Consider the following 20758-nt stretch of genomic DNA (forward strand, 5'->3'; position numbering starts at 1 on the left):
GAAAAAGGCCGGAATTCCGGCCTTTTTTTATGCTTGCGGTTTGGCTTGCGTCCAGTGTTGCCAATGACGCTTGATGAAGGTCACCGGCGGCGAGGTGGCTATGCTGTCGGCGATGACGCCCAGCGCGGTGCTGGCGTTGGCTTTTTCCTTCGGCGGTTTGACCTTGCACTGTTTGATGCCACCGCTGAACGGATTTTTCGGCTGCGGTTTTTGCGGTTTGACCGGCGGTGGAACGTAGCTGCCGCCGCCGTTGCCCTGCGGTTCGTTCAGCAGCGCGCTCGGTTTGACCAGCACGATATCGGCGGGCAGCGACGGCAGCATCTGCTGCAGCACTTTCACCGTCGCCGGACGTGGATGCCCGATGGCGATGGCGGAACCGTTGCGCCGCGCCAATTCAACCGCGCGATTGAACTGGCGGCGGATGTCGGCTTCGTTCGCGGTATCGTCGAGGAACACCTTGCGTTTGATCACTTTCACGCCGGTGCCGGCCGCGGCGCGGGTCGCCTGGCTGTTGCCGATGGTCATGCTGTCGAGGAAGTACAGGCGGTAGCTTTCGAGCGCCAGCATCACTTTCTGCATGCCCGGCAGGCTGGAGGTCATGGCGCTGCCCATGTGGTTGTTCATGCCGACCGCGTAAGGCACATTGTTCACCGCGTTGCGGATGATGCGCTGGATCTCGTCGCTGCTCATGGCTGGCTGCAGGGTATCGCGCTCCAGCGGCTGCTTGCTGAGCGGCGCCATTGGCATGTGGATCAAGACTTCGCGGCCCTGGCTGTGGGCGCGAGTGGCCATCAGGCGGGCATGCGGCGCGTTGGGCAATACCGCAACCGAGATCGCCGTTGGCATTTGCAGCACTGCGTTTTCTTCGTGAGGGCGGTAGCCCACGTCATCGATGACGATGGAGAGTTTTCCTGCCTGCGCAGCGTAAACCTGCAGCAGACAGCCGATTAACAGAGCTGTACGGGTTTTGACATAGTGCAAATCTATCTTCCCAACCACGGCAGTGGGTTAACCGCCTGTCCCTGACGACGGATTTCGAAATAGAGCGACGGCGTTCCCTGGCCGCCGCTGGTGCCGACCAGAGCGATCGGCTGGCCGGCGCGCACCTGCGCCCCGACGTTGACCAACGCGCTTTGGTTGTAGCCGTACACGCTCATGTCGCCTTTACCGTGTTCGACCACCACCATCAGGCCATAGCCTTGCAGCCAGTCGGCCAGCAGCACGCGGCCATCGGCGACGGCTTTCACTTCGCTACCTTCGCGGGCCTCAATCACCATGCCTTTCCAGCGTAGTTCGCCCTGCTGCTGTTCGCCAAAGCCGTGCAGCGTGCGGCCGCGTACCGGCCACATCAGCTGGCCGGCCGGACGACCGAGACCGCCGGTGCGCGCCATCAGCGAGCGATCGGCTTCGCTAGGTTTGTAGGTGGTGCCGGTTTTCTTCGCCTGCTGTTCCTTGATGCGCACCTGTTCGCGCACTTTGGCCGCTTCACGCGCTTCGCGTTCGGCGCGCGCACGGGCTTCGCGCTCCGCCCGGGCGATCTTGTCGCGCATGCGGGCTTCGTTTTGGCGCAGTTCCACCAGGCGTTGTTGGTCTTTTTCCAGCGAGGCTTCCAGCGCGGTCAGCGTTTTCTTGCGGGCGCCGCGCGCCTGCTCCAGCTTCTGCTGCTGTGTTTGTTGTTCGCTCAGTAAGGATTTTTGCTGGCCCTGTTTGGCCACCAGCGTGGTTTTTTGCTTCGCCAGCTCGGCGCGGGTCTGTTTCAGCTCTTCGATGGTTTTCTGGCGCGCTTCGTTCAGATAGCCGAAATAGGCCAGAATACGTTCGCTGCGCTGGCTTTCTTCACCGCTGAGGATCAGTTGCACGGCGCTGTGCTGCCCTTGCCGGAAGGCGGCGTCGAGCTGTTTGGCGAGGAGGTTTTGTTGGGTCGATTGCTGCTTTTGCAGTTTGGCTATCGAGGCGTTCAGGCCGGAAATATCCTTGCTCAACTGGGTGAGCGTGCCCTGGGTGTCGCGCAACTGGCGGCTGGCCTGGGCGATGGTTTTTTCCTGCTGACGCAGCTGATCCTGCAGCGAGCTGCGCTGCTGCTGCTGCTGCTTCACCGCTTTTTCTTTCTCGGCGATGCTCTGCTGGATGTCTTTCAGCTGGGATTTATTGTCTTCCGCCGCCTGGCCGGCGAGCGGCAACAGCAAGACGCCAGCGCAAAATACGCTGGCGCACATGGCGGTGAACGTCCTTGGCGCGGTGCGTTCAGGCAGCGGCCGGCTGCCTGCGTTTGCGCTTCGGGTTACCCTTGATAGTGCAAAAAACGCCTTCTCCCTCATGGAGAAGGATTATTCCACGATGAACAGCGGCTTACCAGTCATCTCTTGCGGGATTTCCATTCCCATCAGCGTTAACAGGGGGGGCGCGATGTCCGAAAGCTTGCCGCCTTCGACCGCCCGTGCCGGTTTGCCGACGTAAATCAGCGGTACCGGCAGGCTGGTGTGGGCGGTATGCGCCTGGCCGGTGGCCGGATCGCGCATCTGCTCGGCGTTGCCGTGATCGGCGGTGATCAGCAGTTGGCCGTCGACGTCGCGCACCGCGTCAACCACCTGGGCGATGCAGGCATCCAGCGTCTCCACCGCTTTGACCGCTGCTTCATACACGCCGGTATGCCCCACCATGTCGCCGTTCGGGTAGTTGCAGATAATGGCGTCGTATTTGCCGCTGCGGATGGCGCTCAGCAGTTTGTCGGTCAGCTCGGCGGCGCTCATCTCCGGCTGCAGATCGTAGGTGGCGACCTTCGGCGAATTGACCAGCACGCGGTCTTCCCCTTTGAACGGCGCTTCCACGCCGCCGTTATAGAAGAAGGTGACGTGGGCGTATTTTTCGGTTTCCGAGATGCGCAGCTGGGTTTTGTCGTGCTTCATCAGCCATTCGCCGAAGGTGTTGGCCAGCGACGCCGGCGGATAGGCGCAGGCGGTCGCGATGTCGGCGGCGTACTCGGTCAGCATCACGAAATCGCCGAACTGCACCCGCTTGGCGCGCGGGAAACCGTCGAAATCCGCGTTCACGAAAGCGCGGGTGATCTGGCGCGCGCGGTCGGCGCGGAAGTTCATGAAGATCAACGCATCGCCGTCCTGCATCGCGGCATCGGCCTCACCGGCGGCGCGAATGACGGTCGGTTTGACGAACTCGTCGTTTTCACCGCGCTGGTAGGCGGCCTGCAGGCCGGCGATCGCATCGTCGGCCACGTAGTCGCCTTTGGCCGCGGTCAGCAGGTCATAGGCCAGCTGCACGCGATCCCAGCGGTTGTCGCGGTCCATCGCGTAGTAGCGGCCGATCAGCGAGGCGATGCGCCCAACGCCCAGCGTGGCGAAGGCGTCGCGGCAGCGTTGCAGCGGGGCTTCGGCGCTGCGCGGCGGCGTGTCGCGCCCGTCGAGGAAGGCATGCAGATAAACGGCTTTGGCGCCGCGTTGGGCGGCCAGCTTGATCATGGCCAGAATGTGCTCGTCGTGGCTGTGCACGCCGCCCGGCGACAGCAGGCCCATGATATGCACCGCCTTGCCGGCCGCTACGGCTTTATCGACCGCGGCGGTCAGCACCGGGTTGGCGAAGAAGTCGCCGTCGGCGATCGCTTTGTCCAGCCGGGTCAGATCCTGGTAGACGATGCGCCCGGCGCCCAGGTTGACGTGGCCGACTTCGGAGTTGCCCATTTGGCCGTCGGGCAGGCCGACATCTAGCCCGGAGGCGGCGATCAGCGTATGCGGCTGCTCCCGCCACAGACGGTCCATCACCGGGGTGCCGGCGTTCAGGATCGCGTTGTCCTGCCGCTCCTCACGGTGGCCGTAACCGTCCAGGATCACCAGTACCATCGGTTTTTTGTTGCTCGACATTGCATTGACCTCTTATGAACTTTTTAAGCTGCGAATAGCCATGCGCCCGCCGCAAGCATGGCTGTTCGCCCTCGAAAAACCGGCTGATTTTACATCGCCGCCGGCGAGAAATAGCCCAAAGAGATCAAGGTTGCGGCGAATCGCGCGGGCTTTTATGCTCTGACCTCGGGAATTTCTCAGCGCAGCCCGCAGTTTCTACAATCGCGCTTGCTTATTGGCTGTATTTGCCGCACTCGGCAGGTATACTCTGGAACCTTGACTTATTTATCCCTTAACTGACGGGAGTTGTTACACCCCATGCTGCAAGAAATTATGCCATTCGTAAGCAGACACCCGATTCTGAGCCTGGCTTGGATCGCTCTGCTGGTCGCCGTGATCGTCATGACCTTCAAAAGCCGTTTCTCCAAGGTCAAAGAGATCGCTCGCGGTGAAGCTATCCGCCTGATCAACAAAGAAGAAGCCGTGGTGGTCGACACCCGCAGCCGCGACGATTTCCGCCGTGGTCACCTGGCCAGCGCCATCAACCTGACCGCCAGCGAAATCAAAAGCGGCAGCCTGGGCGAGCTGGAAAAACACAAAGCGCAGCCGATCATCGTCGTGTGCGCCAACGGCACCGCCTCCCGCGAGCCGGCGGAGAACCTGAGCAAGGCCGGTTTTGAAAAGGTGACGATGCTGAAAGACGGCATCGCCGGCTGGAGCGGAGAAAACCTGCCGCTGGTGCGCGGTAAGTAACCGTTTAACCTATTTGAGGTGGCAATCCATGGCTAACATTGATATCTACACCAAAGCGACCTGTCCGTTCTGCCATCGCGCCAAGGCGCTGTTGAACAGCAAGGGCGCGGCGTTTAACGAGATCGCCATCGACGGCGATAGCGCCAAGCGCGAAGTGATGATCGAGCGCAGCGGGCACACTACCGTGCCGCAGATTTTCATCGATGGCCGGCATATCGGCGGCTGTGATGATTTATATGAACTCGATGCTCGCGGCGGCCTGGATCCGCTGCTTTAAGCAGCTTGCCGGCTCACCGAGTGTCAATAAGGACGTTTAACCAAGGGTATTACTCACATGTCAGAACAAAACAGCACCGAAATGGCTTTCCAGATCCAACGTATCTATACCAAGGATATCTCCTTCGAAGCGCCGAACGCGCCGCAGGTTTTCCAGCAGGAATGGCAGCCGGAAGTTAAACTTGATCTGGATACCGCGTCCAGCCAGCTGGCTGACGAAGTGTATGAAGTGGTACTGCGCGTAACCGTGACGGCGAGCCTGGGCGAAGAGACCGCGTTCCTGTGCGAAGTGCAACAGGCGGGCATCTTCTCGGTAGCAGGTATCGAAGGCACGCAGCTGGCGCATTGCCTGGGTGCATACTGCCCGAACATCCTGTTCCCGTATGCGCGCGAGTGCATCACCAGCCTGGTTTCCCGCGGTACATTCCCGCAGCTGAACCTGGCACCGGTCAACTTTGACGCGCTGTTCATGAACTATCTGCAGCAGCAGGCGGAAGGCGAAGGTGCCGCACCACATCAGGATGCCTGATGAACACCGTCAATGCTTCAATGACTGTTATCGGTGCCGGCTCGTACGGCACCGCATTGGCCATTACGCTGGCGCGTAACGGCCATGCCGTGGTGCTGTGGGGGCATAACCCCGCGCAAATTCAAACGTTGCAGCAAGATCGCTGCAATCAGGCGTTTCTGCCCGACGTTCCTTTCCCCGATACCCTGCTGCTTGAGGCCGATTTGGCGCGTGCGCTGGCGGCCAGCCGCGACGTGCTGGTGGTGGTGCCAAGCCACGTGTTTGGCGACGTGCTGCGTCAGCTGAAGCCGCATCTGCGCCCGGACGCCCGCATCGTGTGGGCCACCAAGGGGTTGGAAGCGGAAACCGGGCGATTGCTGCAGGACGTGGCGCGTGAGGCGTTGGGCGAGGCGATCCCGCTGGCGGTGCTCTCCGGGCCGACGTTCGCCAAAGAGCTGGCCGCCGGCCTGCCGACGGCGATCGCGCTGGCGGCGACCGATGCGCAGTTCGCCGACGATCTGCAACAGCTGCTGCACTGCGGCAAGAGCTTCCGCGTCTACAGCAATCCCGACTTTATCGGCGTGCAGCTTGGCGGCGCGGTGAAGAATGTGATCGCCATCGGCGCTGGCATGTCCGACGGCATCGGTTTCGGCGCCAACGCCCGCACCGCGTTGATTACGCGCGGGCTGGCGGAAATGAGCCGTCTGGGTTCTGCGCTGGGCGCCGATCCTTCGACGTTCATGGGCATGGCGGGGCTGGGGGATCTGGTGCTAACCTGCACGGACAACCAATCGCGCAACCGCCGCTTCGGCATTATGCTGGGGCAAGGTAAAGGCGTGCAGGAAGCGCAGGACAGCATCGGTCAGGTGGTCGAGGGCTATCGCAATACCAAAGAGGTGTTGGCGCTGGCGCAGCGGCACGGCGTGGAAATGCCGATCACCGAACAGATTTATCAGGTGCTTTACTGCCATAAAGACGCCCGCGAAGCGGCGCTGAGCCTGCTGGGGCGAGCCCGAAAGGACGAAAAACCCAGCGCGTGACATAAAACGATATGTCGGGGCAGCGGAATGCTGACCCCGCAAATGACCTGGGCCGCTCCGCGCTACCGTGTGAAGCGGCCCGTTTGGCAAGGCAAAGGGGTATGTGATGTCGTCAGAAGAGTTGGAACAGGTCTGGAACAGCATTAAATCAGAAGCGCGAGCACTGGCTGATTGTGAACCGATGCTGGCCAGCTTTTTCCATGCGACGTTGCTCAAGCACGAGAATCTGGGCAGCGCGCTCAGCTATATGCTGGCCAACAAGCTGGCAACGCCGATCATGCCCGCCATCGCGGTGCGCGAGGTGGTGGAAGAGGCCTACAAGTCCGACAATCAGATGATCGTTTCGGCGGCGCGCGATATCCTCGCGGTGCGGCTGCGCGACCCGGCGGTCGATAAATACTCCACGCCGCTGCTTTACCTCAAAGGGTTCCATGCGCTGCAGGCTTACCGCATCGGCCATTGGCTGTGGCAGCAAGGGCGGCAAGCGCTGGCTATCTACCTGCAAAATCAAATTTCCGTCGCCTTCGGCGTGGACATCCACCCGGCGGCGACCATCGGCTGCGGCATCATGCTTGACCACGCTACCGGCATCGTGATCGGTGAAACGGCGGTGGTGGAGAACAACGTTTCTATTCTGCAGTCGGTCACCCTGGGCGGTACCGGTAAAACCAGCGGCGACCGTCACCCGAAAATTCGCGAAGGGGTGATGATTGGCGCCGGCGCCAAAATTCTCGGCAATATCGAAGTGGGCAAGGGCGCCAAGATTGGCGCGGGCTCGGTGGTTTTGCAGGCGGTGCCGCCGCACACCACCGCCGCCGGCGTACCGGCGCGTATCGTCGGGCGCCCGGAGAGCGATACGCCGTCGATGGATATGGATCAATACTTCAACGGCACCAACCACGGATTCGAGTACGGCGACGGCATCTAAGCCGTGCCTGCGGGTCCATTCAGGGGGAGCTTTGGCTCCCCCTGTGTTTTTCAGGCGGCGGTCAGCCCTGTTTCGGGAACTGGGTGATATCGGTAACGATGTCGTCGATCGCCGCCTTGACGTCATCCGCCGTGACCGGCGTGCTGTCGTTGTTGACGGTTTTACCGTAGGCCTTGCGTACCACTTCCATCACCGTTTTACCGGTATCCTGGTCGATCAACTCGCCTTCAATATACAGCGCGGTATTTTGCGTCCGGTGCCCGGTAGCCGCCATGGTGCTGGCAACCACTGCAGCGACCGGCACCACTTCATAGAACTTCATGTCTTCGTTTTCGGCCGAAACGGCGGTGATGGCGAGTTTGGCCACCAGAACGCGCGAGCCCGTCGGGCTTGGCAGAATGGTAAAGCGGTTCTGCAGCGCGGTTTTGATTCGCTGGGTCGCGTAGGCCTTAATCTTGTTCAGCGTGTCCTGGCTGACGCGCGCCGTGGGTTTCTCCGCCGGGAAATAGACCACCGGTTGGAAATAGATACCGCGATAGTTGGATTCCTTGTAGCTCGGATCTACCCAGCGCAGCGTTTTATGACCGCTTGGCGAGGTGGTTTCCTGCAGTTTGCTGTAATCGGACAAGAAGCCCGAATATTGCGACGTTTGGGTGACTTTGGACGAACAGCCCGCCAGCAACAGGCCCGCTGCCAGAACGGCCATGGCAACGCTCAAGCGTTGTTTTTTCATGTGGTTTCCTATGATGAGTGGTGATTACCCTTACAAAACATAGCGCATTATCTGCGCCTCATCGGGCATTTTCGGGGCCGGGCGTGCCCTGCTGCGGCCTTTTTTCAGGATCGTGATGCGCCGCCGGTTTTCGCCACCAGTGCGGGTGATAAGGCAACGAGCAAGACGTCCGCTCTGGCCAGCGCCTGGTGTTGCTCTGCTTGCCATCGGGGCAACAAGGGCCAGAGATCCGCCTGATGTTCTGCCTGCAGGCACCAGACCTCCCGGTCGTGCCAATCGCCGAGGGCGTTTTGCACCGCTTTCAGGCCCGCCATTGCGGCGGGAGAGAGGGGGAGGCGTTGCGGGTAGGCTTCGGCCGCGTAGCGCAGGCGTTTGACCAGCCGCCGCAGACGGTGGCGATCGTAGCCGGTATCAGCCAACGCCCGGCGTAATTGCCGCTGCTGGCGCTGCAGGCGTCGATTCACACGGTGTTTGGCGAGGCGCTGCGCGATGCGGCGAAAGCGGTGCGGCCAGGCGTGCAATAGCGAAGGGAAGCTGATGAGCAGCGGGTTGGCGAGCAGTTGGCGGCAGCGGGCCTGAAAATCGCTTTGGCGCACGTTGGCCTGCCAATCGAGGCGATGGTGCGCCAATTCGATGATCAGCACCTCGAGATCGCGCAGCGGCGTCGTGAGCTTGCCCAACTCGGCGGCGGCCCGATCGAGCCGCGTTGCGCCGGGGCAGCCGCGCAACGGACGCAGCAGGCTGCGAATGCGGCGCAGGCAGACGCGCAAGTCGTGTAGCGCCTCGGTGTCTTGCGCCTGTTGCAGCCGCAACAGCGCCTCGTTCAGCGCCGATTCGAGCCGGCGAAGCTGGGTAACAATATCTGCGATGAAAGCCATGTGCCGTATCTGGAGAGGTTAACCCTTCCAGTATGGCGCGTCGTCGCGGATTACGCTTTGATCAGCGCGCCGGCATAGTCCAACTGCCGCCAGGCTTCATACACCACCACCGATACGGCATTCGACAGGTTCATGCTGCGGCTTTGCGCCTGCATTGGGATGCGGATTTTTTGCTGCGCGGGCAGCGCATCGAGGATGTCGGCAGGCAATCCACGCGTTTCCGGACCGAACAGCAGGTAGTCGCCGGCCTGGTAGCTGACGGCGCTGTGCGCCGGCGTCCCCTTGGTGGTGAGGGCAAACAGCCGCTGCGGGTTTTCGGCGGCGAGAAAAGCGGCGTAGTCGGCATGACGGTGGACGCGGGTGAACTCATGGTAATCCAGCCCGGCGCGGCGCAGGCGTTTGTCGTCCCACGGAAAACCCAGCGGTTCGATCAGATGCAGATTAAAGCCGGTATTGGCGCACAGGCGGATGATATTGCCGGTATTGGGTGGAATTTCGGGTTCAAATAAAACGATGTTCAGCATGTTGCAGGCCCCTCGTGAACGAGGGGCGCAGGATAGCAAACTCTTACTGTTCTGTCTTAGACGATAGGCGTTGATGATGCAGCGGCAGCCACAGCACCAGCCGCAGGCCGCCAAGCGGGCTGTCTTCGGCCTTCACCCAGCCGCGATGCTGGTTGACCGCCGCCTCGACGATCGCCAGGCCGAGGCCGGTGCCGCCGGACTCACGGTCGCGCGCTTCATCGGTGCGGTAGAACGGACGGAAGATCTGCTCGCGGTCTTCGGCGCTGACGCCGGGGCCGTCGTCGTCAACCTGGATGGTCACGCCCTGATTGTCGGCGCTGAACGCCACGGCAATGCGGGTGTGTGAATACCGCAGGGCGTTGCGCACGATGTTTTCCAACGCGCTGTCCAGCGCGCTCGCGTTGCCGAACAGCGTCCACGGACCTGGCGGCGCAGCGATCTCCAGCTGTTTGCCCATCTGTTCCGCTTCGAAACGGGCGTTGTCCAGCACGTCGGCCCACAGTTCGTTGGCCTTCAACTGCTCGCGCGCCAGCTCGCCCTTTTGCTGCCCGCGCGACAGCGCCAGCAGATCGTTGATCATCGAATCCAGCCGCTGCGCTTCGGTTTCGATGCGCGCCAGTTCGTGCCCTTCGCCGTGGCGGCGGCGCATCAGCGCGGTGGCCAGCTGCAGGCGCGTCAGCGGCGTGCGCAGCTCGTGCGAGATGTCCGAGATCAGCCGTTGCTGGGCGTTCATCATGCGTTCCAGCGCGCTGACCATCTGGTTGAAGCTGGCGCCGGTGGCCAGGAACTCCTGCGGGCCGGCCTCCAGTTCCGGATGCTGCTTCAGGTTGCCGCGCGCCACGTCATCGGCGGCGTTCTTCAGCTTGCGTGCCGGTTTCGCCAGGCTCCAGGCCAGCCACAGCAGCAGCGGGGCGCTGATCAGCATGGTGACGATCAGCAGCAGCAGCGGCCGGTCGAACATCAGGTTGATGAAATCGGATTGCGGGCTGTTGGCGGGACGGATCAGGTACAGCTGGTAGTTGTCTTCGCCGTCGCGCACCGCGAACGGCCCGACCAGCTCGACGCGGCCGTACTTTTTCTTCTTGGGATGATCCGAATTATCGGATTGGCCGATGAAGTTGCGGACGATCTGCATTTCGTTGCGCTGCGCGCCGATCACCCGGCCTTCGCTGGTGACCAGCAACAGGCGTTGGCCCGGCGGCGCCCATTTGTCGATGGCGCGGAACAGGCGGCGCCACCACATCAGATCGTTGGCCGGATCGTTTTGCAACTCGGCCTCGACGTGCTGTTCCAGCATCAACCCCTGCCGCTGCTCGCTGTCGAGCAGCGAGGTCATTTGGCGGGAGTCGAGCTTGGGCACCATCAGCACCAGCATTAGCACCAGGGCTAACGTAAACCAGAAAATGGCGAAGATGCGTGCCGTCAAACTGTTGATCATGTTGCAGATACCATCAAATAACCACGCCCGCGCAGGGTTTTGAACCACGGATGCCCGTCTTTGCGATCCGGCAGCTTACGCCGCAGGTTGGAGATGTGCATGTCGATAGCGCGATCGAACGGAGTCAGGCGTTTGCCCAGCACTTCCTGGCTCAGCAGTTCGCGCGATACCACCTGCCCGAGGTGTTGCGCCAGCAGGTAAAGCAGGGTGAACTCGGTGCCGGTCAGATCCAGCACCTGGCCGTCGAAGCTGGCCTCCTGGCGGCCGGGATTCAGCTGCAGGCCATCGACATCCAGCGTCGGGGCGCCGCTGTCGACCTGCTGCTGCTGTTCGCTCCAGTTGGAACGGCGCAGAATGGCGCGAATACGCGCGACTAGCTCGCGATCGTTGAAGGGTTTCGGCAGGTAATCATCGGCGCCCAGCTCCAGGCCCAGCACGCGGTCCAGTTCGCTGCCGCGCGCGGTCAGCATGATGACCGGTGTCTGGTGATGTTGGCGCAGTTCTTTCAGCGTATCGATGCCGTTTTTCTTCGGCATCATGATGTCGAGCAGCAGCAGATCGATGGAGCTGTCCAGCAGCGACAACGCCTGCTCGCCATCGTGCGCGACGACGATATTAAAACCTTCCATTTCAAGCAGTTCTTTTAACAGCGAGGTCAACTCGCGGTCGTCGTCAACTAACAGAATCTTGTTCATTATGATTTACCTCCAGACGCAAAATACGTCATCAACTGTTGCCATTCCATGACTTTACGTAGTTTTACATGCACTGACGCAGGTTTTCAGGTGTAGCGGTACACTGCTCCTCGTTGATTCGCAAAGTGAGAAAGCTTGAGGAGTTGAAATGCGTAAGGTGACCGCATTAGTTATGGCATCACTGCTGGCAATTGGTTCGACCGCTGCCTTCGCTGCCGACACTATACCGGACACAGCCCAACCTCCCGGCAACGACGCGATGACCCGAATACCCGGCCAGCACCATATGTTCGACGGTGTCAGCCTCAGCGAACAGCAGCGCCAGCAAATGCGCGATTTGATGCGTCAGGCCCGGCACGATCTGCCTGGTGTCAATGTAGCTGAAATGGAAGCCATGCATAAACTGGTGACCGCAGAGAAATTTGACGAAGCCGCCGTGTACGCCCAGGCGGAGAAGATGGCCCAACAGCAGGTCAAGCGCCAGGTCGAAATGGCCCGGGTGCGCAACCAAATGTATAACCTGCTGACGCCAGAGCAAAAAAGTGTTTTAGACCAGAAACATCAGCAGCGTATGCAGCAGATGGAGCAACAAATTTCTGGTTTGCAGCAAGCTTCTGCCCAGAAGTGAAGTACGACTGAGTAGTCCCCTGTTTTTCCTTGCCATAGACACCATCCCTGTCTTCCCCGCCATGATGGCGGGGTTTTTTTTATCCGACATTTCGCTATATTGAGCGCCACACCTTTTGACCGGGATCCCTTAATGGAACAGCGTTATGCTCGCCTGGTAAAGTCCGCTGCGTTGGCCGCAACTGCGTTGGCGTCGTCGCTGCTGTTGATCAAAATCGTCGCCTGGTACCACACCGGTTCGGTCAGCCTGTTGGCGGCGCTGGTGGATTCGTTGGTCGATATCGCCGCCTCGCTGACCAACCTTCTGGTGGTGCGTTATTCGCTGCAGCCGGCCGATGCCGAGCACACCTTCGGCCACGGCAAAGCGGAGTCGCTGGCGGCGCTGGCGCAAAGCATGTTTATTTCCGGCTCCGCCCTGTTTCTGTTCCTCACCGGCTTCCAGCACCTGTATGCGCCGCAAACGCTGCGCGATCCCGGCGTTGGGATCGTCGTGACGGTGATCGCGTTAATCAGCACCCTGATTCTGGTCACCTATCAACGTTGGGTGGTCAGGAAAACCCGTAGCCAGGCGGTGCGCGCAGATATGCTGCATTATCAGTCAGATGTCATGATGAATGGTGCTATTCTTATCGCTCTTGGGCTAAGCTGGTACGGCTTCCACCGGGCAGATGCGCTGTTCGCGCTGGGCATCGGCGTATACATCCTCTATAGCGCGCTGCGCATGGGCTACGAAGCGGTGCAGTCGCTACTGGATCGGGCGTTGCCGGATGACGAACGCCAGGCGATTATCGAGGTGGTTTCCTCCTGGCCCGGGGTGAAAGGCGCGCACGATCTGCGCACGCGTCAGTCGGGGCCGACGCGTTTCATCCAGCTGCATCTGGAGATGGAAGACACGCTGCCGCTGCGTGAGGCGCATCGGTTGGCCGATCAGGTGGAACAGGCGTTGCGACACCGTTTTGCGGGGGCGGACGTCATCATTCACCTGGATCCGTGCTCCGTGGTGCCGCCGGGTAGGCAGGGGCATTGGGAGCTATAATCAGATAGAGGCATAGCGCGAAGTATTATCATGAATATCTGAGTTAGCTCAGCGTGCCATGCGGTGTTTTTACCGTTATATTGCGTGACTTGAATCAATTCAGCTGGGTGTTTTTGATATAATATCCAGCAATAAGCCGTAAAGCTGGTTTTCTGCAGCCGGAGAGGTTTCAAGACGATCGGCGGAGACAGAATTCTTAAGAAATTGCATCTACACAGTTCAGAGGTAGTCATGATCAAGAAAATCGGTGTACTGACGAGCGGCGGTGATTCGCCGGGTATGAACGCTGCAATCCGCGGCGTTGTGCGTTCTGCGCTTTCAGAAGGTCTGGAAGTTTTTGGTATTTACGATGGCTACCTTGGCTTGTACGAAGATCGCATGGAGCAGCTGGACCGCTATAGCGTGTCCGACATGATCAACCGCGGCGGCACCTTCCTCGGCTCGGCCCGCTTCCCGGAGTTCAGGGATGAAAACGTGCGCGCCAAGGCGATTGAAAACCTGAAGAATCGCGGCATCGACGCGCTGGTGGTGATCGGCGGCGACGGTTCCTACATGGGCGCCAAACGCCTGACGGAAGAAGGCTTCCCGTGCATCGGTCTGCCGGGCACCATCGATAACGATGTTGCCGGTACCGACTACACTATCGGTTACTTCACCGCGCTGGAAACCGTGGTGGAAGCGATCGACCGCCTGCGCGATACCTCCTCGTCGCACCAGCGTATCTCCATCGTGGAAGTGATGGGCCGTTACTGCGGCGATCTGACGCTGGCGGCGGCGATTGCCGGCGGTTGCGAATTCATCGTGCTGCCTGAAATCGAATTCAATCGCGAAGATCTGGTGTGCGAAATCAAGGCCGGTATCGCCAAGGGTAAAAAACACGCCATCGTGGCGATCACCGAGCACATCTGCGACATCGATGAGCTGGCGCGCCACATCGAGCAGGAAACCAAGCGTGAAACCCGCGCCACCGTGCTGGGCCACATTCAACGCGGTGGTTCACCGGTCGCCTACGACCGCATCCTGGCCTCGCGCATGGGCGCCTACGCCATCGAACTGCTGCTGCAGGGTTACGGCGGCCGCTGCGTCGGTATCCAGAACGAAAAAATGGTGCATCACGACATCATCGACGCGATCGAAAACATGAAGCGTCCGTTCAAGGGCGACTGGCTGGAAACGGCGAAAAAGCTGTACTGATTCGCCGCTCACCGCGCGCCGAAAGCCTCCGCTTGCGGGGGCTTTTTTATGCCCGTCGGCGACATATTCCAGAATCATCTATCCCAAAATTTTTTATTCTTTAATTGCCGGGAAAGTTTCTGGCAGGCTCTGATGCTAAATCAACCGATTGAGGTTGCGTTAATTTTCTGGGAGAGCTTGTCGATGCGTAAATGGGGTGTAGGTCTGACATTGGTGCTGTTGGCGTCCGGCGCCATGGCGAAGGATATTCAGTTGCTGAACGTGTCATACGATCCGACGCGTGAGTTCTATCAGGCTTACAACACGGCATTCAGCAAGCACTATCAGGCGGAAACCGGCGACAAGGTGACGGTGCGACAGTCGCACGGCGGTTCCGGCAAACAGGCGACCTCGGTGATCAACGGCATCGAGGCCGACGTGGTGACGCTGGCGCTGGCCTATGACGTTGACGCCATCGCCGAACGCGGGCGCATTGAGAAAGACTGGATAAAACGCTTGCCGGACAACTCGGCGCCTTACACGTCGACCATCGTCTTCCTGGTGCGCAAAGGCAACCCGAAGCAAATTCATGACTGGCCTGACTTGATTAAGCCGGGCGTGTCGGTGATCACCCCGAATCCGAAAACCTCCGGTGGCGCCCGCTGGAATTACCTGGCCGCCTGGGGCTACGCGTTGCACCACAACAACAACGATAAGGCCAAGGCGCAGGACTTCGTCAAAAACCTGTACAAGAACGTCGAAGTGCTGGATTCCGGCGCGCGCGGCTCGACCAACACCTTCGTTGAGCGCGGCATCGGCGACGTGCTGATCGCTTGGGAAAACGAAGCGTTGCTGGCGGAGAAAGAGCTGGGCAAAGACAAGTTCGAGATTATTACGCCGAGCGAATCGATCCTGGCCGAACCGACGGTGTCGGTGGTGGATAAGGTCGTCGATAAACGTGGTACCCGCGACGTGGCGACCGCCTACCTGAAGTATCTGTATTCACCGGAAGGGCAGACTATTGCGGCGCAGAACTATTATCGCCCGCGCGATGCGGCGGTGGCGGCCAAGTTCGCCGGGCAGTTCCCGCAGCTGAAGTTGTTCACCGTGGATGACACTTTCGGCGGCTGGACCGAAGCGCAGAAGGTGCACTTCGCTACCGGCGGCGTGTTCGACGAAATAAGCAAACGCTGATGCCGTTTGAGCGGCAATAAAAAACCCCGGCAAGCCGGGGTTTTTTTATGGCAAGCCTAGGGCAATCAGGCTTTTTTTGCTGCGGCAGCGGCTTTGACGATCACGGCGAAAGCGTCGGCTTTCAGCGAGGCGCCGCCCACCAGCGCACCGTCGATGTCCGGCTGGGAGAACAGCTCTGCGGCGTTCTTGTCGTTCACCGAACCGCCGTACTGGATGATGATTTCAGCGGCAACCGCGGCATCGTGTTTGGCGATGTGATCGCGGATAAATTTGTGCACGGCCTGTGCCTGTGCAGGGGTCGCGGATTTGCCGGTACCGATGGCCCAGACCGGCTCATAGGCGATCACGGTGCCTTTCATCGCCGGTGCGCCCAGCGTTTTCAGCACGGCGTCGATCTGGCGCGCGCACACTTCTTCAGTTTTGCCCGCCGCGTTTTCCGCTTCGGTTTCACCGATGCACAGTACCGGGATCAGGCCGGCTTCTTTCAGCACGGCGAATTTCTCGGCGATCACTTCGTCGCTTTCTTTGTGGTAGGTGCGACGCTCGGAGTGGCCGATGATGATGTACTGGGCACCGACGTCTTTCAGCATGTTGGCGGAAACTTCACCGGTGAAGGCGCCGGACAGGTTAACGTCCACGTTCTGCGCGCCCAGCGCGATGCGGCTGCCGGCCAGCGCGTGCTTGGCCTGATCCAGATACATCACCGGCGGGGCGATGGCGACGCCACAGCCGTCAACGCTGCTCAGCTCATTGCGCAGACCGGCGATCAGTTCGTTGACCATGTGAGTGCTGCCGTTAAGCTTCCAGTTACCCATAACTAATGGATGACGCATGTTTTTTCCTCCAACTAGGGAACGCGAGAGTCGAAATGACAACTGCCGGACCGGCAGTTTACCTGCCCAACAGTATAGAGATCATTAAGCGCGAAGGCTTTGCTTTTCGTCATTAAATGCCGCGCCGTTACGGCTCGGAAAGCGCTAGCTTAATCGGTTCAACCGCGAAGGTTATGCCTTTATCGCCGTTGTCCGAGACGACATAGCGAATGGCGCCGACCTGCTGTTGGTAAAAGCGCGATCCTTTGCCTTTTTCCAGCAGGCTGTTCACCTTGTTCTGGCTCTGCTCCACCGTCAACGCCGGTTCGAACTGGCGCATCAGCGCCGCCATGTAGCTGATGGCGATGGCGCGCGCGGCTTTTTCTTCATTGGCCTGCTGCAGCGGCAGATGAGTGATCTGCAACGTTTTGATTTTACCGGTGCCTTTCTCCAGCGCGGTGGAGGCATACAGGTTTTCGTTGAGTTTGCTGGCGGCGCGCGTCAGCAGCGGCGAATCGTCTTCGGTGGCCGGAATGGCGCGGAATTCGCCAATCGGCAGCTTCGGGTTGTCGCGATTGTATTTTTCGCGGAATTTGACCACCGTCAGATCGAACGTCGGCGCCCCGGCCAGCAGATATGGTGCGGCAGGCGTCGCATCGGCGGCCGGTGGATCGGCCCAGGCGCTGGCGGCCACCTGCAGCAGGCAGGCGATGACGAGGGTTTTTCTCAGCATGGCGTATGGCATCAAGGACAAAGATGGCTCCGATTAAAGCGATAACTCGCGGGCCTTGTCAAAGATCCCACGCCATTATCGGTTCGCTGACGAGAAAGCTGTGCGGCGCACCGCGTTATGCGAGGCGGAAAACTCGGCCCGGCAGCGCCTATGTTACACTGCGGCGCAGAATATGGGCAGGCTTAGAGCGCAGGAATCGATGACGTTACAACAGTGGTGTTTTTCTTTTAAGGGTCGCATTGGGCGGCGCGACTTCTGGATCTGGATGGGGCTGTGGTTGGTGCTGATGGCGGCGGCGTTTACGCTGGCCAATTATCAGCTGATCGCCATCCAATCCATCGCCTTCTTTATCGTGGCGCTGCTGTGGCCGACGGCGGCGGTGCTGGTCAAACGCCTGCACGATCGCAACAAGGCCGGCTGGTGGGCGCTGCTGCTGATCCTGGCGTGGATGCTGGCGGCAGGGAACTGGCAGATGCTGGCGCCGATCTGGCAATGGGGCGTCGGGCGTTTCATCCCGACGCTGATTATCGTGATGATGATGATCGATCTGGGCGCCTTCGTCGGCACGCCGGGAGACAATCGGTTCGGCCCGGAAGCCGAACCGGTGAAGTTTCGCTGATCCCCTTTGGGTTACCAGTAGTGTTCGCTGGTGATGTGGCCCGGTTTACGGCGCAGGTGTTTGCGCATCTGGCGATGGTCTTTCAGCGTTTGCTGGGTGTCCCGCACCATCTGCGGGTTGCCGCACAGCATCACGTGGCTGGTTTCGGTGTCGATGGTCAAGCCGATCGCCGCTTCCAGCCGGCCGTCCTCGATCAGCGCCGGCACGCGGCCGGTCAGTGAACCGGGCGTTTCTTCGCGGCTGACGACGGTCTGGATACGCAGCTTGCCGTTGTAGCGTTGCTGCAGTTGTTGCATCAGCGGCAGGTAGCTCAGATCGCGCGCGAAACGCGCGGCGTGCACCAGCACCAGGTTGTTAAAGCGTTCCAGGCCGACGCCCTGCTGCAGAATCGATAAATAGGGGCCGATGGCGGTGCCGGTCGCCAGCATCCACAGCGTGTCGCAATCGGGCACTTCGTCCAGCACGAAGAAGCCGGCCGCTTCTTTGGTCACCATTACATCCGACCCCGGCCGTAGCTGATTGAGGCGCGGGCTTAGTTTGCCTTCCGGCACCGTCACCAGATAGAACTCCAGGTTGGCGTCGTCGGGGGCATTGACGTAGGAGTAGGCGCGTTGCACCCGTTCGCCGTCGATCTCCAGCGCCAGTTTGGCGAATTGCCCGGCGGTGAAAGGATCGATGGGGGCATTGACCACCAGGCTGAACAGCCCGTCGGTCCATTGTTTTACCTGCGTAACTTTGCCGTTTACCCATTCAGCCATACTCTAAAGCTCCCGTGGTCGAATCAAATAAGCACAATGTCGTGAGCCGGAAATGGCGTGCGCGGTGCGCTCTACCCGGTAGTTGTTGCCGAACAGGCGATGAAACAGCTGCAGTTCGGAATTGCACAGGCTGCTGCAGTTGGAACCGGCCACGCCGATCGGACAGTGGTTTTCCACCAGTAGCGCACCGTGCGGATGGTCGAGCAATTCTGCCATGTAACCGTCGTGTTGCCGCAGACGCACTAGGCGGGTTAACCGGTCCTGATGGCTGCGTTCGGCGGACAGCTCTTCGGTGTAACGCAGATAAAGCTGCTCTTCGCGCGCGCTGAGCAACGGTTCCACGCCGGCGCCGCCAAACAGCTGCAGCGCGGATGCCCGCAGCCGCTCCTGATCGGCGGCCACATAGGCGTGCCCCCGTTCGGTCAGCGACCAGTAGCGCGTCGGGCGGCCGACCTTGCTGCGCGCTTCTTCGTAACAAACCAACTCACGTTTTTCCAGGGATTGCAGATGTTGTCGGATGCCCATCGGCGTGATGTCCAGACGCTCCGCCAGCATTTTGGCCGAGTGCGGGCCGAGAGCCTTTAACTGCAATAAAATCAGCTCAGGTGTTTTCATGAACCAAATCCCTATGGTGTTATTTTATTTCAAGTTGATGAAAATAATTATCGATTAAATGCTAAAGCCCGGCTACTGCAAGGGCGCTATTTTTAACTCCAAAGCGTTAGACGTACAGTTTAATTTACGAGCCTGGTCGGGTTTGCTGCCAGTGTGACCTGGATCAATATCTGCCTGAAACTCGCTAAAAAAATCAGATTTGATTAGTTTATGCCGCCATAGAGGGCTGCTCGCCGTTCTGGCTGCTGCAACGGCCATACCGGGACGCTGTGACGAGTTGAAACGTTAACGAAGATAATGAGAAAACTAGAGAATTTTCACCTGCTGGTGATGCTTATCCTGTTGGTTGCCGTCGGCCAGATGGCGCAAACCATTTATGTTCCCGTGATTGCTGATATCGCCCACGATCTGTCGGTTCGTACCGGCGCCGTGCAACGGGTGATGGCGGCGTATCTGCTAACCTACGGTTTCTCCCAGCTGATTTACGGGCCAATATCGGATCGTATTGGGCGTCGTCCGGTGATCCTGACGGGTATGATGATCTTCCTGGTTGGCGCGCTGGGCGCGTTGCTGTCCACCAACCTGACGATGCTGGTCGCCGCCAGCGCCATCCAGGGGATGGGCACCGGCGTGGCGGGCGTGATGGCGCGCACCATGCCGCGCGATCTGTATGCCGGCACCGCGCTGCGCTATGCCAACAGCCTGCTGAACATGGGGATTTTGGTCAGCCCGCTGCTGGCGCCGGTGATCGGCGGCGCGCTGGCGATGGTGTTCGGCTGGCGCGCCTGTTACGCCTTCCTGCTGGCGCTGTGCGCCTGCGTCGCCTTCGCGATGTTCCGATGGTTGCCGGAAACCCGCCCGGTGCAAACTGAAAAACGCCGCATGCTGGCCAGTTTCCGCCAGCTGCTGAGCGACAGCACCTTCAGTTGCTATCTGGTGATGCTGATCGGCGCGCTGGCGGGGATTGCGGTATTTGAAGCCAGCTGCGGCGTGTTGATGGGTGGCGTGTTGGGGCTGAGCGGCCTGACCGTCAGCATCCTGTTCATTCTGCCGATCCCGGCGGCGTTTTTCGGTGCCTGGTACGCCGGGCGCGACGGCAAAACCTTCCACACCCTGATGTGGCATTCGGTGCTGAGCTGTCTATTGGCGGGAGCGATGATGTGGATCCCGGGCTGGTTCGGCGTGATGAATATCTGGACGCTGATCGTGCCGGCTGCATTGTTCTTCTTCGGCGCCGGCATGCTGTTCCCGCTGGCGACCACCGGGGCGATGGAGCCGTTCCCTTACCTGGCCGGCGCGGCGGGCGCGTTGGTGGGCGGTATGCAGAACATGGGGTCCGGTCTGGCGACCTGGCTTTCCGCCATGCTGCCGCAAACCGGGCAGTTCAGCCTCGGATTGCTGATGTTCGCGATGGCGCTGTTGATCCTGCTGTGCTGGTGGCCGCTGTCCAACCGGATGCAGCATCAGGGACACACCGCATAACGACAGGGCGCCATTCGGCGCCCTCATACCGTTGACAAAAGGGAGAAAAAGCGTGGTTTTTCTCCCCTTTGTGGTTATTAGCCGA

23 protein-coding genes are annotated in these 20758 nt (G+C 60.1%); 11 read left to right on the plus strand and 12 right to left on the minus strand.

Going from position 1 to position 20758, the window contains the following annotated elements; translation table 11 throughout:
- Positions 1-27 precede the first annotated feature (27 nt).
- From RE418_RS06765 to gpmM, 3 genes are read right to left on the minus strand one after another with little or no spacing between them, the layout of a single operon-like run.
- On the minus strand, positions 28-981 hold the full coding sequence (locus RE418_RS06765; RefSeq protein WP_089181449.1) for a divergent polysaccharide deacetylase family protein: 954 nt from the start codon (positions 979-981) through the stop codon (positions 28-30).
- Between the two features lie 2 nt (positions 982-983).
- The gene (gene envC / locus RE418_RS06770; RefSeq protein ID WP_025304680.1) at positions 984-2318 is read right to left on the minus strand and encodes a murein hydrolase activator EnvC; all 1335 of its coding nucleotides are present in this window, start codon (positions 2316-2318) and stop codon (positions 984-986) included.
- 9 nt (positions 2319-2327) lie between these two features.
- The gene (gene gpmM, locus RE418_RS06775) at positions 2328-3872 is read right to left on the minus strand and encodes a 2,3-bisphosphoglycerate-independent phosphoglycerate mutase (protein WP_399675983.1); all 1545 of its coding nucleotides are present in this window, start codon (positions 3870-3872) and stop codon (positions 2328-2330) included.
- Positions 3873-4169: 297 nt separating this feature from the next.
- Between gpmM and RE418_RS06780 the strand changes: the two genes are divergently transcribed.
- The 5 genes from RE418_RS06780 to cysE all read left to right on the plus strand — a co-directional run bounded on the left by RE418_RS06780 (position 4170) and on the right by cysE (position 7356).
- Positions 4170-4604, plus strand: a complete 435-nt coding sequence (locus RE418_RS06780; protein ID WP_016929700.1) for a rhodanese-like domain-containing protein — start codon at positions 4170-4172, stop codon at positions 4602-4604.
- Between the two features lie 28 nt (positions 4605-4632).
- Positions 4633-4881, plus strand: coding sequence for a glutaredoxin 3 (gene grxC, locus RE418_RS06785; protein WP_089181447.1), 249 nt, complete (start codon positions 4633-4635; stop codon positions 4879-4881).
- 57 nt (positions 4882-4938) lie between these two features.
- A complete protein-coding gene (gene secB / locus RE418_RS06790) occupies positions 4939-5409 on the plus strand; it encodes a protein-export chaperone SecB (RefSeq protein ID WP_025304678.1) in 471 nt (156 codons plus the stop codon).
- Positions 5409-6428: an NAD(P)H-dependent glycerol-3-phosphate dehydrogenase gene (gene gpsA / locus RE418_RS06795; protein WP_060448503.1), complete on the plus strand. Its 1020-nt coding sequence runs from the start codon at positions 5409-5411 to the stop codon at positions 6426-6428. The genes secB and gpsA overlap by 1 nt, the downstream gene beginning before the upstream one ends.
- Before the next feature lie 106 nt (positions 6429-6534).
- On the plus strand, positions 6535-7356 hold the full coding sequence (gene cysE, locus RE418_RS06800; RefSeq protein ID WP_025304676.1) for a serine O-acetyltransferase: 822 nt from the start codon (positions 6535-6537) through the stop codon (positions 7354-7356).
- Between the two features lie 61 nt (positions 7357-7417).
- Here cysE and RE418_RS06805 read toward each other — a convergent pair whose 3' ends face one another.
- The 5 genes from RE418_RS06805 to cpxR form a co-directional block, all read right to left on the minus strand.
- Positions 7418-8089 carry a DUF3313 domain-containing protein gene (locus RE418_RS06805; protein WP_025304675.1) on the minus strand — a complete coding sequence of 224 codons (672 nt, stop codon included), beginning with the start codon at positions 8087-8089 and terminating at the stop codon, positions 7418-7420.
- Between the two features lie 104 nt (positions 8090-8193).
- On the minus strand, positions 8194-8967 hold the full coding sequence (locus tag RE418_RS06810; protein WP_089181446.1) for a CHAD domain-containing protein: 774 nt from the start codon (positions 8965-8967) through the stop codon (positions 8194-8196).
- A 50-nt stretch (positions 8968-9017) separates the two neighbouring features.
- On the minus strand, positions 9018-9491 hold the full coding sequence (gene trmL / locus RE418_RS06815; protein WP_025304673.1) for a tRNA (uridine(34)/cytosine(34)/5-carboxymethylaminomethyluridine(34)-2'-O)-methyltransferase TrmL: 474 nt from the start codon (positions 9489-9491) through the stop codon (positions 9018-9020).
- Between the two features lie 43 nt (positions 9492-9534).
- Positions 9535-10929 (minus strand): envelope stress sensor histidine kinase CpxA, encoded by a 1395-nt coding sequence (cpxA, locus tag RE418_RS06820; RefSeq protein WP_015379421.1) that lies wholly within the window; start codon positions 10927-10929, stop codon positions 9535-9537.
- Positions 10926-11624, minus strand: a complete 699-nt coding sequence (cpxR, locus tag RE418_RS06825) for an envelope stress response regulator transcription factor CpxR (RefSeq protein WP_025304671.1) — start codon at positions 11622-11624, stop codon at positions 10926-10928. Before cpxR ends, cpxA begins: the two co-directional genes overlap by 4 nt.
- 148 nt (positions 11625-11772) lie before the next feature.
- Here cpxR and cpxP point away from each other — a divergent pair, with 148 nt between their 5' ends.
- The 4 genes from cpxP to RE418_RS06845 all read left to right on the plus strand — a co-directional run bounded on the left by cpxP (position 11773) and on the right by RE418_RS06845 (position 15654).
- A complete protein-coding gene (cpxP, locus tag RE418_RS06830; protein ID WP_004931122.1) occupies positions 11773-12252 on the plus strand; it encodes a cell-envelope stress modulator CpxP in 480 nt (159 codons plus the stop codon).
- A 132-nt stretch (positions 12253-12384) separates the two neighbouring features.
- Positions 12385-13287 carry a CDF family cation-efflux transporter FieF gene (fieF, locus tag RE418_RS06835; RefSeq protein ID WP_043141001.1) on the plus strand — a complete coding sequence of 301 codons (903 nt, stop codon included), beginning with the start codon at positions 12385-12387 and terminating at the stop codon, positions 13285-13287.
- Between the two features lie 231 nt (positions 13288-13518).
- On the plus strand, positions 13519-14481 hold the full coding sequence (pfkA, locus tag RE418_RS06840) for a 6-phosphofructokinase (RefSeq protein WP_004931116.1): 963 nt from the start codon (positions 13519-13521) through the stop codon (positions 14479-14481).
- Positions 14482-14664: 183 nt separating this feature from the next.
- Positions 14665-15654: a sulfate ABC transporter substrate-binding protein gene (locus RE418_RS06845; RefSeq protein WP_043140999.1), complete on the plus strand. Its 990-nt coding sequence runs from the start codon at positions 14665-14667 to the stop codon at positions 15652-15654.
- 65 nt (positions 15655-15719) lie between these two features.
- Here the strand turns inward: RE418_RS06845 and tpiA are convergent, their stop codons facing one another.
- Together tpiA and RE418_RS06855 are read right to left on the minus strand one after the other, a co-directional pair.
- Positions 15720-16487 (minus strand): triose-phosphate isomerase, encoded by a 768-nt coding sequence (gene tpiA / locus RE418_RS06850; protein WP_004931113.1) that lies wholly within the window; start codon positions 16485-16487, stop codon positions 15720-15722.
- Positions 16488-16614: 127 nt separating this feature from the next.
- On the minus strand, positions 16615-17199 hold the full coding sequence (locus tag RE418_RS06855; protein ID WP_049294996.1) for a DUF1454 family protein: 585 nt from the start codon (positions 17197-17199) through the stop codon (positions 16615-16617).
- 199 nt (positions 17200-17398) lie between these two features.
- Between RE418_RS06855 and RE418_RS06860 the strand changes: the two genes are divergently transcribed.
- Positions 17399-17818, plus strand: coding sequence for a DUF805 domain-containing protein (locus RE418_RS06860; protein ID WP_016929710.1), 420 nt, complete (start codon positions 17399-17401; stop codon positions 17816-17818).
- Between the two features lie 11 nt (positions 17819-17829).
- On the opposite strand, the gene fpr is transcribed toward RE418_RS06860, so the two are convergent.
- Both fpr and RE418_RS06870 read right to left on the minus strand, forming a co-directional pair.
- Positions 17830-18576: a ferredoxin--NADP(+) reductase gene (fpr, locus tag RE418_RS06865; RefSeq protein ID WP_049294995.1), complete on the minus strand. Its 747-nt coding sequence runs from the start codon at positions 18574-18576 to the stop codon at positions 17830-17832.
- Positions 18577-18579: 3 nt separating this feature from the next.
- Complete coding sequence (locus tag RE418_RS06870; RefSeq protein ID WP_043140982.1) at positions 18580-19191, minus strand: metalloregulator ArsR/SmtB family transcription factor; 612 nt, start codon at positions 19189-19191, stop codon at positions 18580-18582.
- A 297-nt stretch (positions 19192-19488) separates the two neighbouring features.
- On the opposite strand from RE418_RS06870, the gene emrD reads away from it, so the two are divergent.
- Positions 19489-20673: a multidrug efflux MFS transporter EmrD gene (gene emrD, locus RE418_RS06875; protein ID WP_025304666.1), complete on the plus strand. Its 1185-nt coding sequence runs from the start codon at positions 19489-19491 to the stop codon at positions 20671-20673.
- The last annotated feature ends 85 nt before the right edge of the window (positions 20674-20758 follow it).

It is taken from the genome of Serratia sp. szju (genome assembly GCF_044594185.1).
Taxonomy (GTDB): Bacteria; Pseudomonadota; Gammaproteobacteria; order Enterobacterales; family Enterobacteriaceae; genus Serratia; species Serratia bockelmannii.

Bases quoted from the DNA above. Each gene is read 5' to 3' on its own strand.
- envC (WP_025304680.1), bottom strand. From the start codon at position 2,318: ATGAGGGAGAAGGCGTTTTTTGCACTATCAAGGGTAACCCGAAGCGCA.
- gpmM (WP_399675983.1), bottom strand. From the start codon at position 3,872: ATGTCGAGCAACAAAAAACCGATGGTACTGGTGATCCTGGACGGTTAC.
- RE418_RS06780 (WP_016929700.1), top strand. From the start codon at position 4,170: ATGCTGCAAGAAATTATGCCATTCGTAAGCAGACACCCGATTCTGAGC.
- grxC (WP_089181447.1), top strand. From the start codon at position 4,633: ATGGCTAACATTGATATCTACACCAAAGCGACCTGTCCGTTCTGCCAT.
- secB (WP_025304678.1), top strand. From the start codon at position 4,939: ATGTCAGAACAAAACAGCACCGAAATGGCTTTCCAGATCCAACGTATC.
- gpsA (WP_060448503.1), top strand. From the start codon at position 5,409: ATGAACACCGTCAATGCTTCAATGACTGTTATCGGTGCCGGCTCGTAC.
- cysE (WP_025304676.1), top strand. From the start codon at position 6,535: ATGTCGTCAGAAGAGTTGGAACAGGTCTGGAACAGCATTAAATCAGAA.
- RE418_RS06805 (WP_025304675.1), bottom strand. From the start codon at position 8,089: ATGAAAAAACAACGCTTGAGCGTTGCCATGGCCGTTCTGGCAGCGGGC.
- RE418_RS06810 (WP_089181446.1), bottom strand. From the start codon at position 8,967: ATGGCTTTCATCGCAGATATTGTTACCCAGCTTCGCCGGCTCGAATCG.
- trmL (WP_025304673.1), bottom strand. From the start codon at position 9,491: ATGCTGAACATCGTTTTATTTGAACCCGAAATTCCACCCAATACCGGC.
- cpxA (WP_015379421.1), bottom strand. From the start codon at position 10,929: ATGATCAACAGTTTGACGGCACGCATCTTCGCCATTTTCTGGTTTACG.
- cpxR (WP_025304671.1), bottom strand. From the start codon at position 11,624: ATGAACAAGATTCTGTTAGTTGACGACGACCGCGAGTTGACCTCGCTG.
- cpxP (WP_004931122.1), top strand. From the start codon at position 11,773: ATGCGTAAGGTGACCGCATTAGTTATGGCATCACTGCTGGCAATTGGT.
- fieF (WP_043141001.1), top strand. From the start codon at position 12,385: ATGGAACAGCGTTATGCTCGCCTGGTAAAGTCCGCTGCGTTGGCCGCA.
- pfkA (WP_004931116.1), top strand. From the start codon at position 13,519: ATGATCAAGAAAATCGGTGTACTGACGAGCGGCGGTGATTCGCCGGGT.
- RE418_RS06845 (WP_043140999.1), top strand. From the start codon at position 14,665: ATGCGTAAATGGGGTGTAGGTCTGACATTGGTGCTGTTGGCGTCCGGC.
- tpiA (WP_004931113.1), bottom strand. From the start codon at position 16,487: ATGCGTCATCCATTAGTTATGGGTAACTGGAAGCTTAACGGCAGCACT.
- RE418_RS06855 (WP_049294996.1), bottom strand. From the start codon at position 17,199: ATGCTGAGAAAAACCCTCGTCATCGCCTGCCTGCTGCAGGTGGCCGCC.
- RE418_RS06860 (WP_016929710.1), top strand. From the start codon at position 17,399: ATGACGTTACAACAGTGGTGTTTTTCTTTTAAGGGTCGCATTGGGCGG.
- fpr (WP_049294995.1), bottom strand. From the start codon at position 18,576: ATGGCTGAATGGGTAAACGGCAAAGTTACGCAGGTAAAACAATGGACC.
- RE418_RS06870 (WP_043140982.1), bottom strand. From the start codon at position 19,191: ATGAAAACACCTGAGCTGATTTTATTGCAGTTAAAGGCTCTCGGCCCG.
- emrD (WP_025304666.1), top strand. From the start codon at position 19,489: ATGAGAAAACTAGAGAATTTTCACCTGCTGGTGATGCTTATCCTGTTG.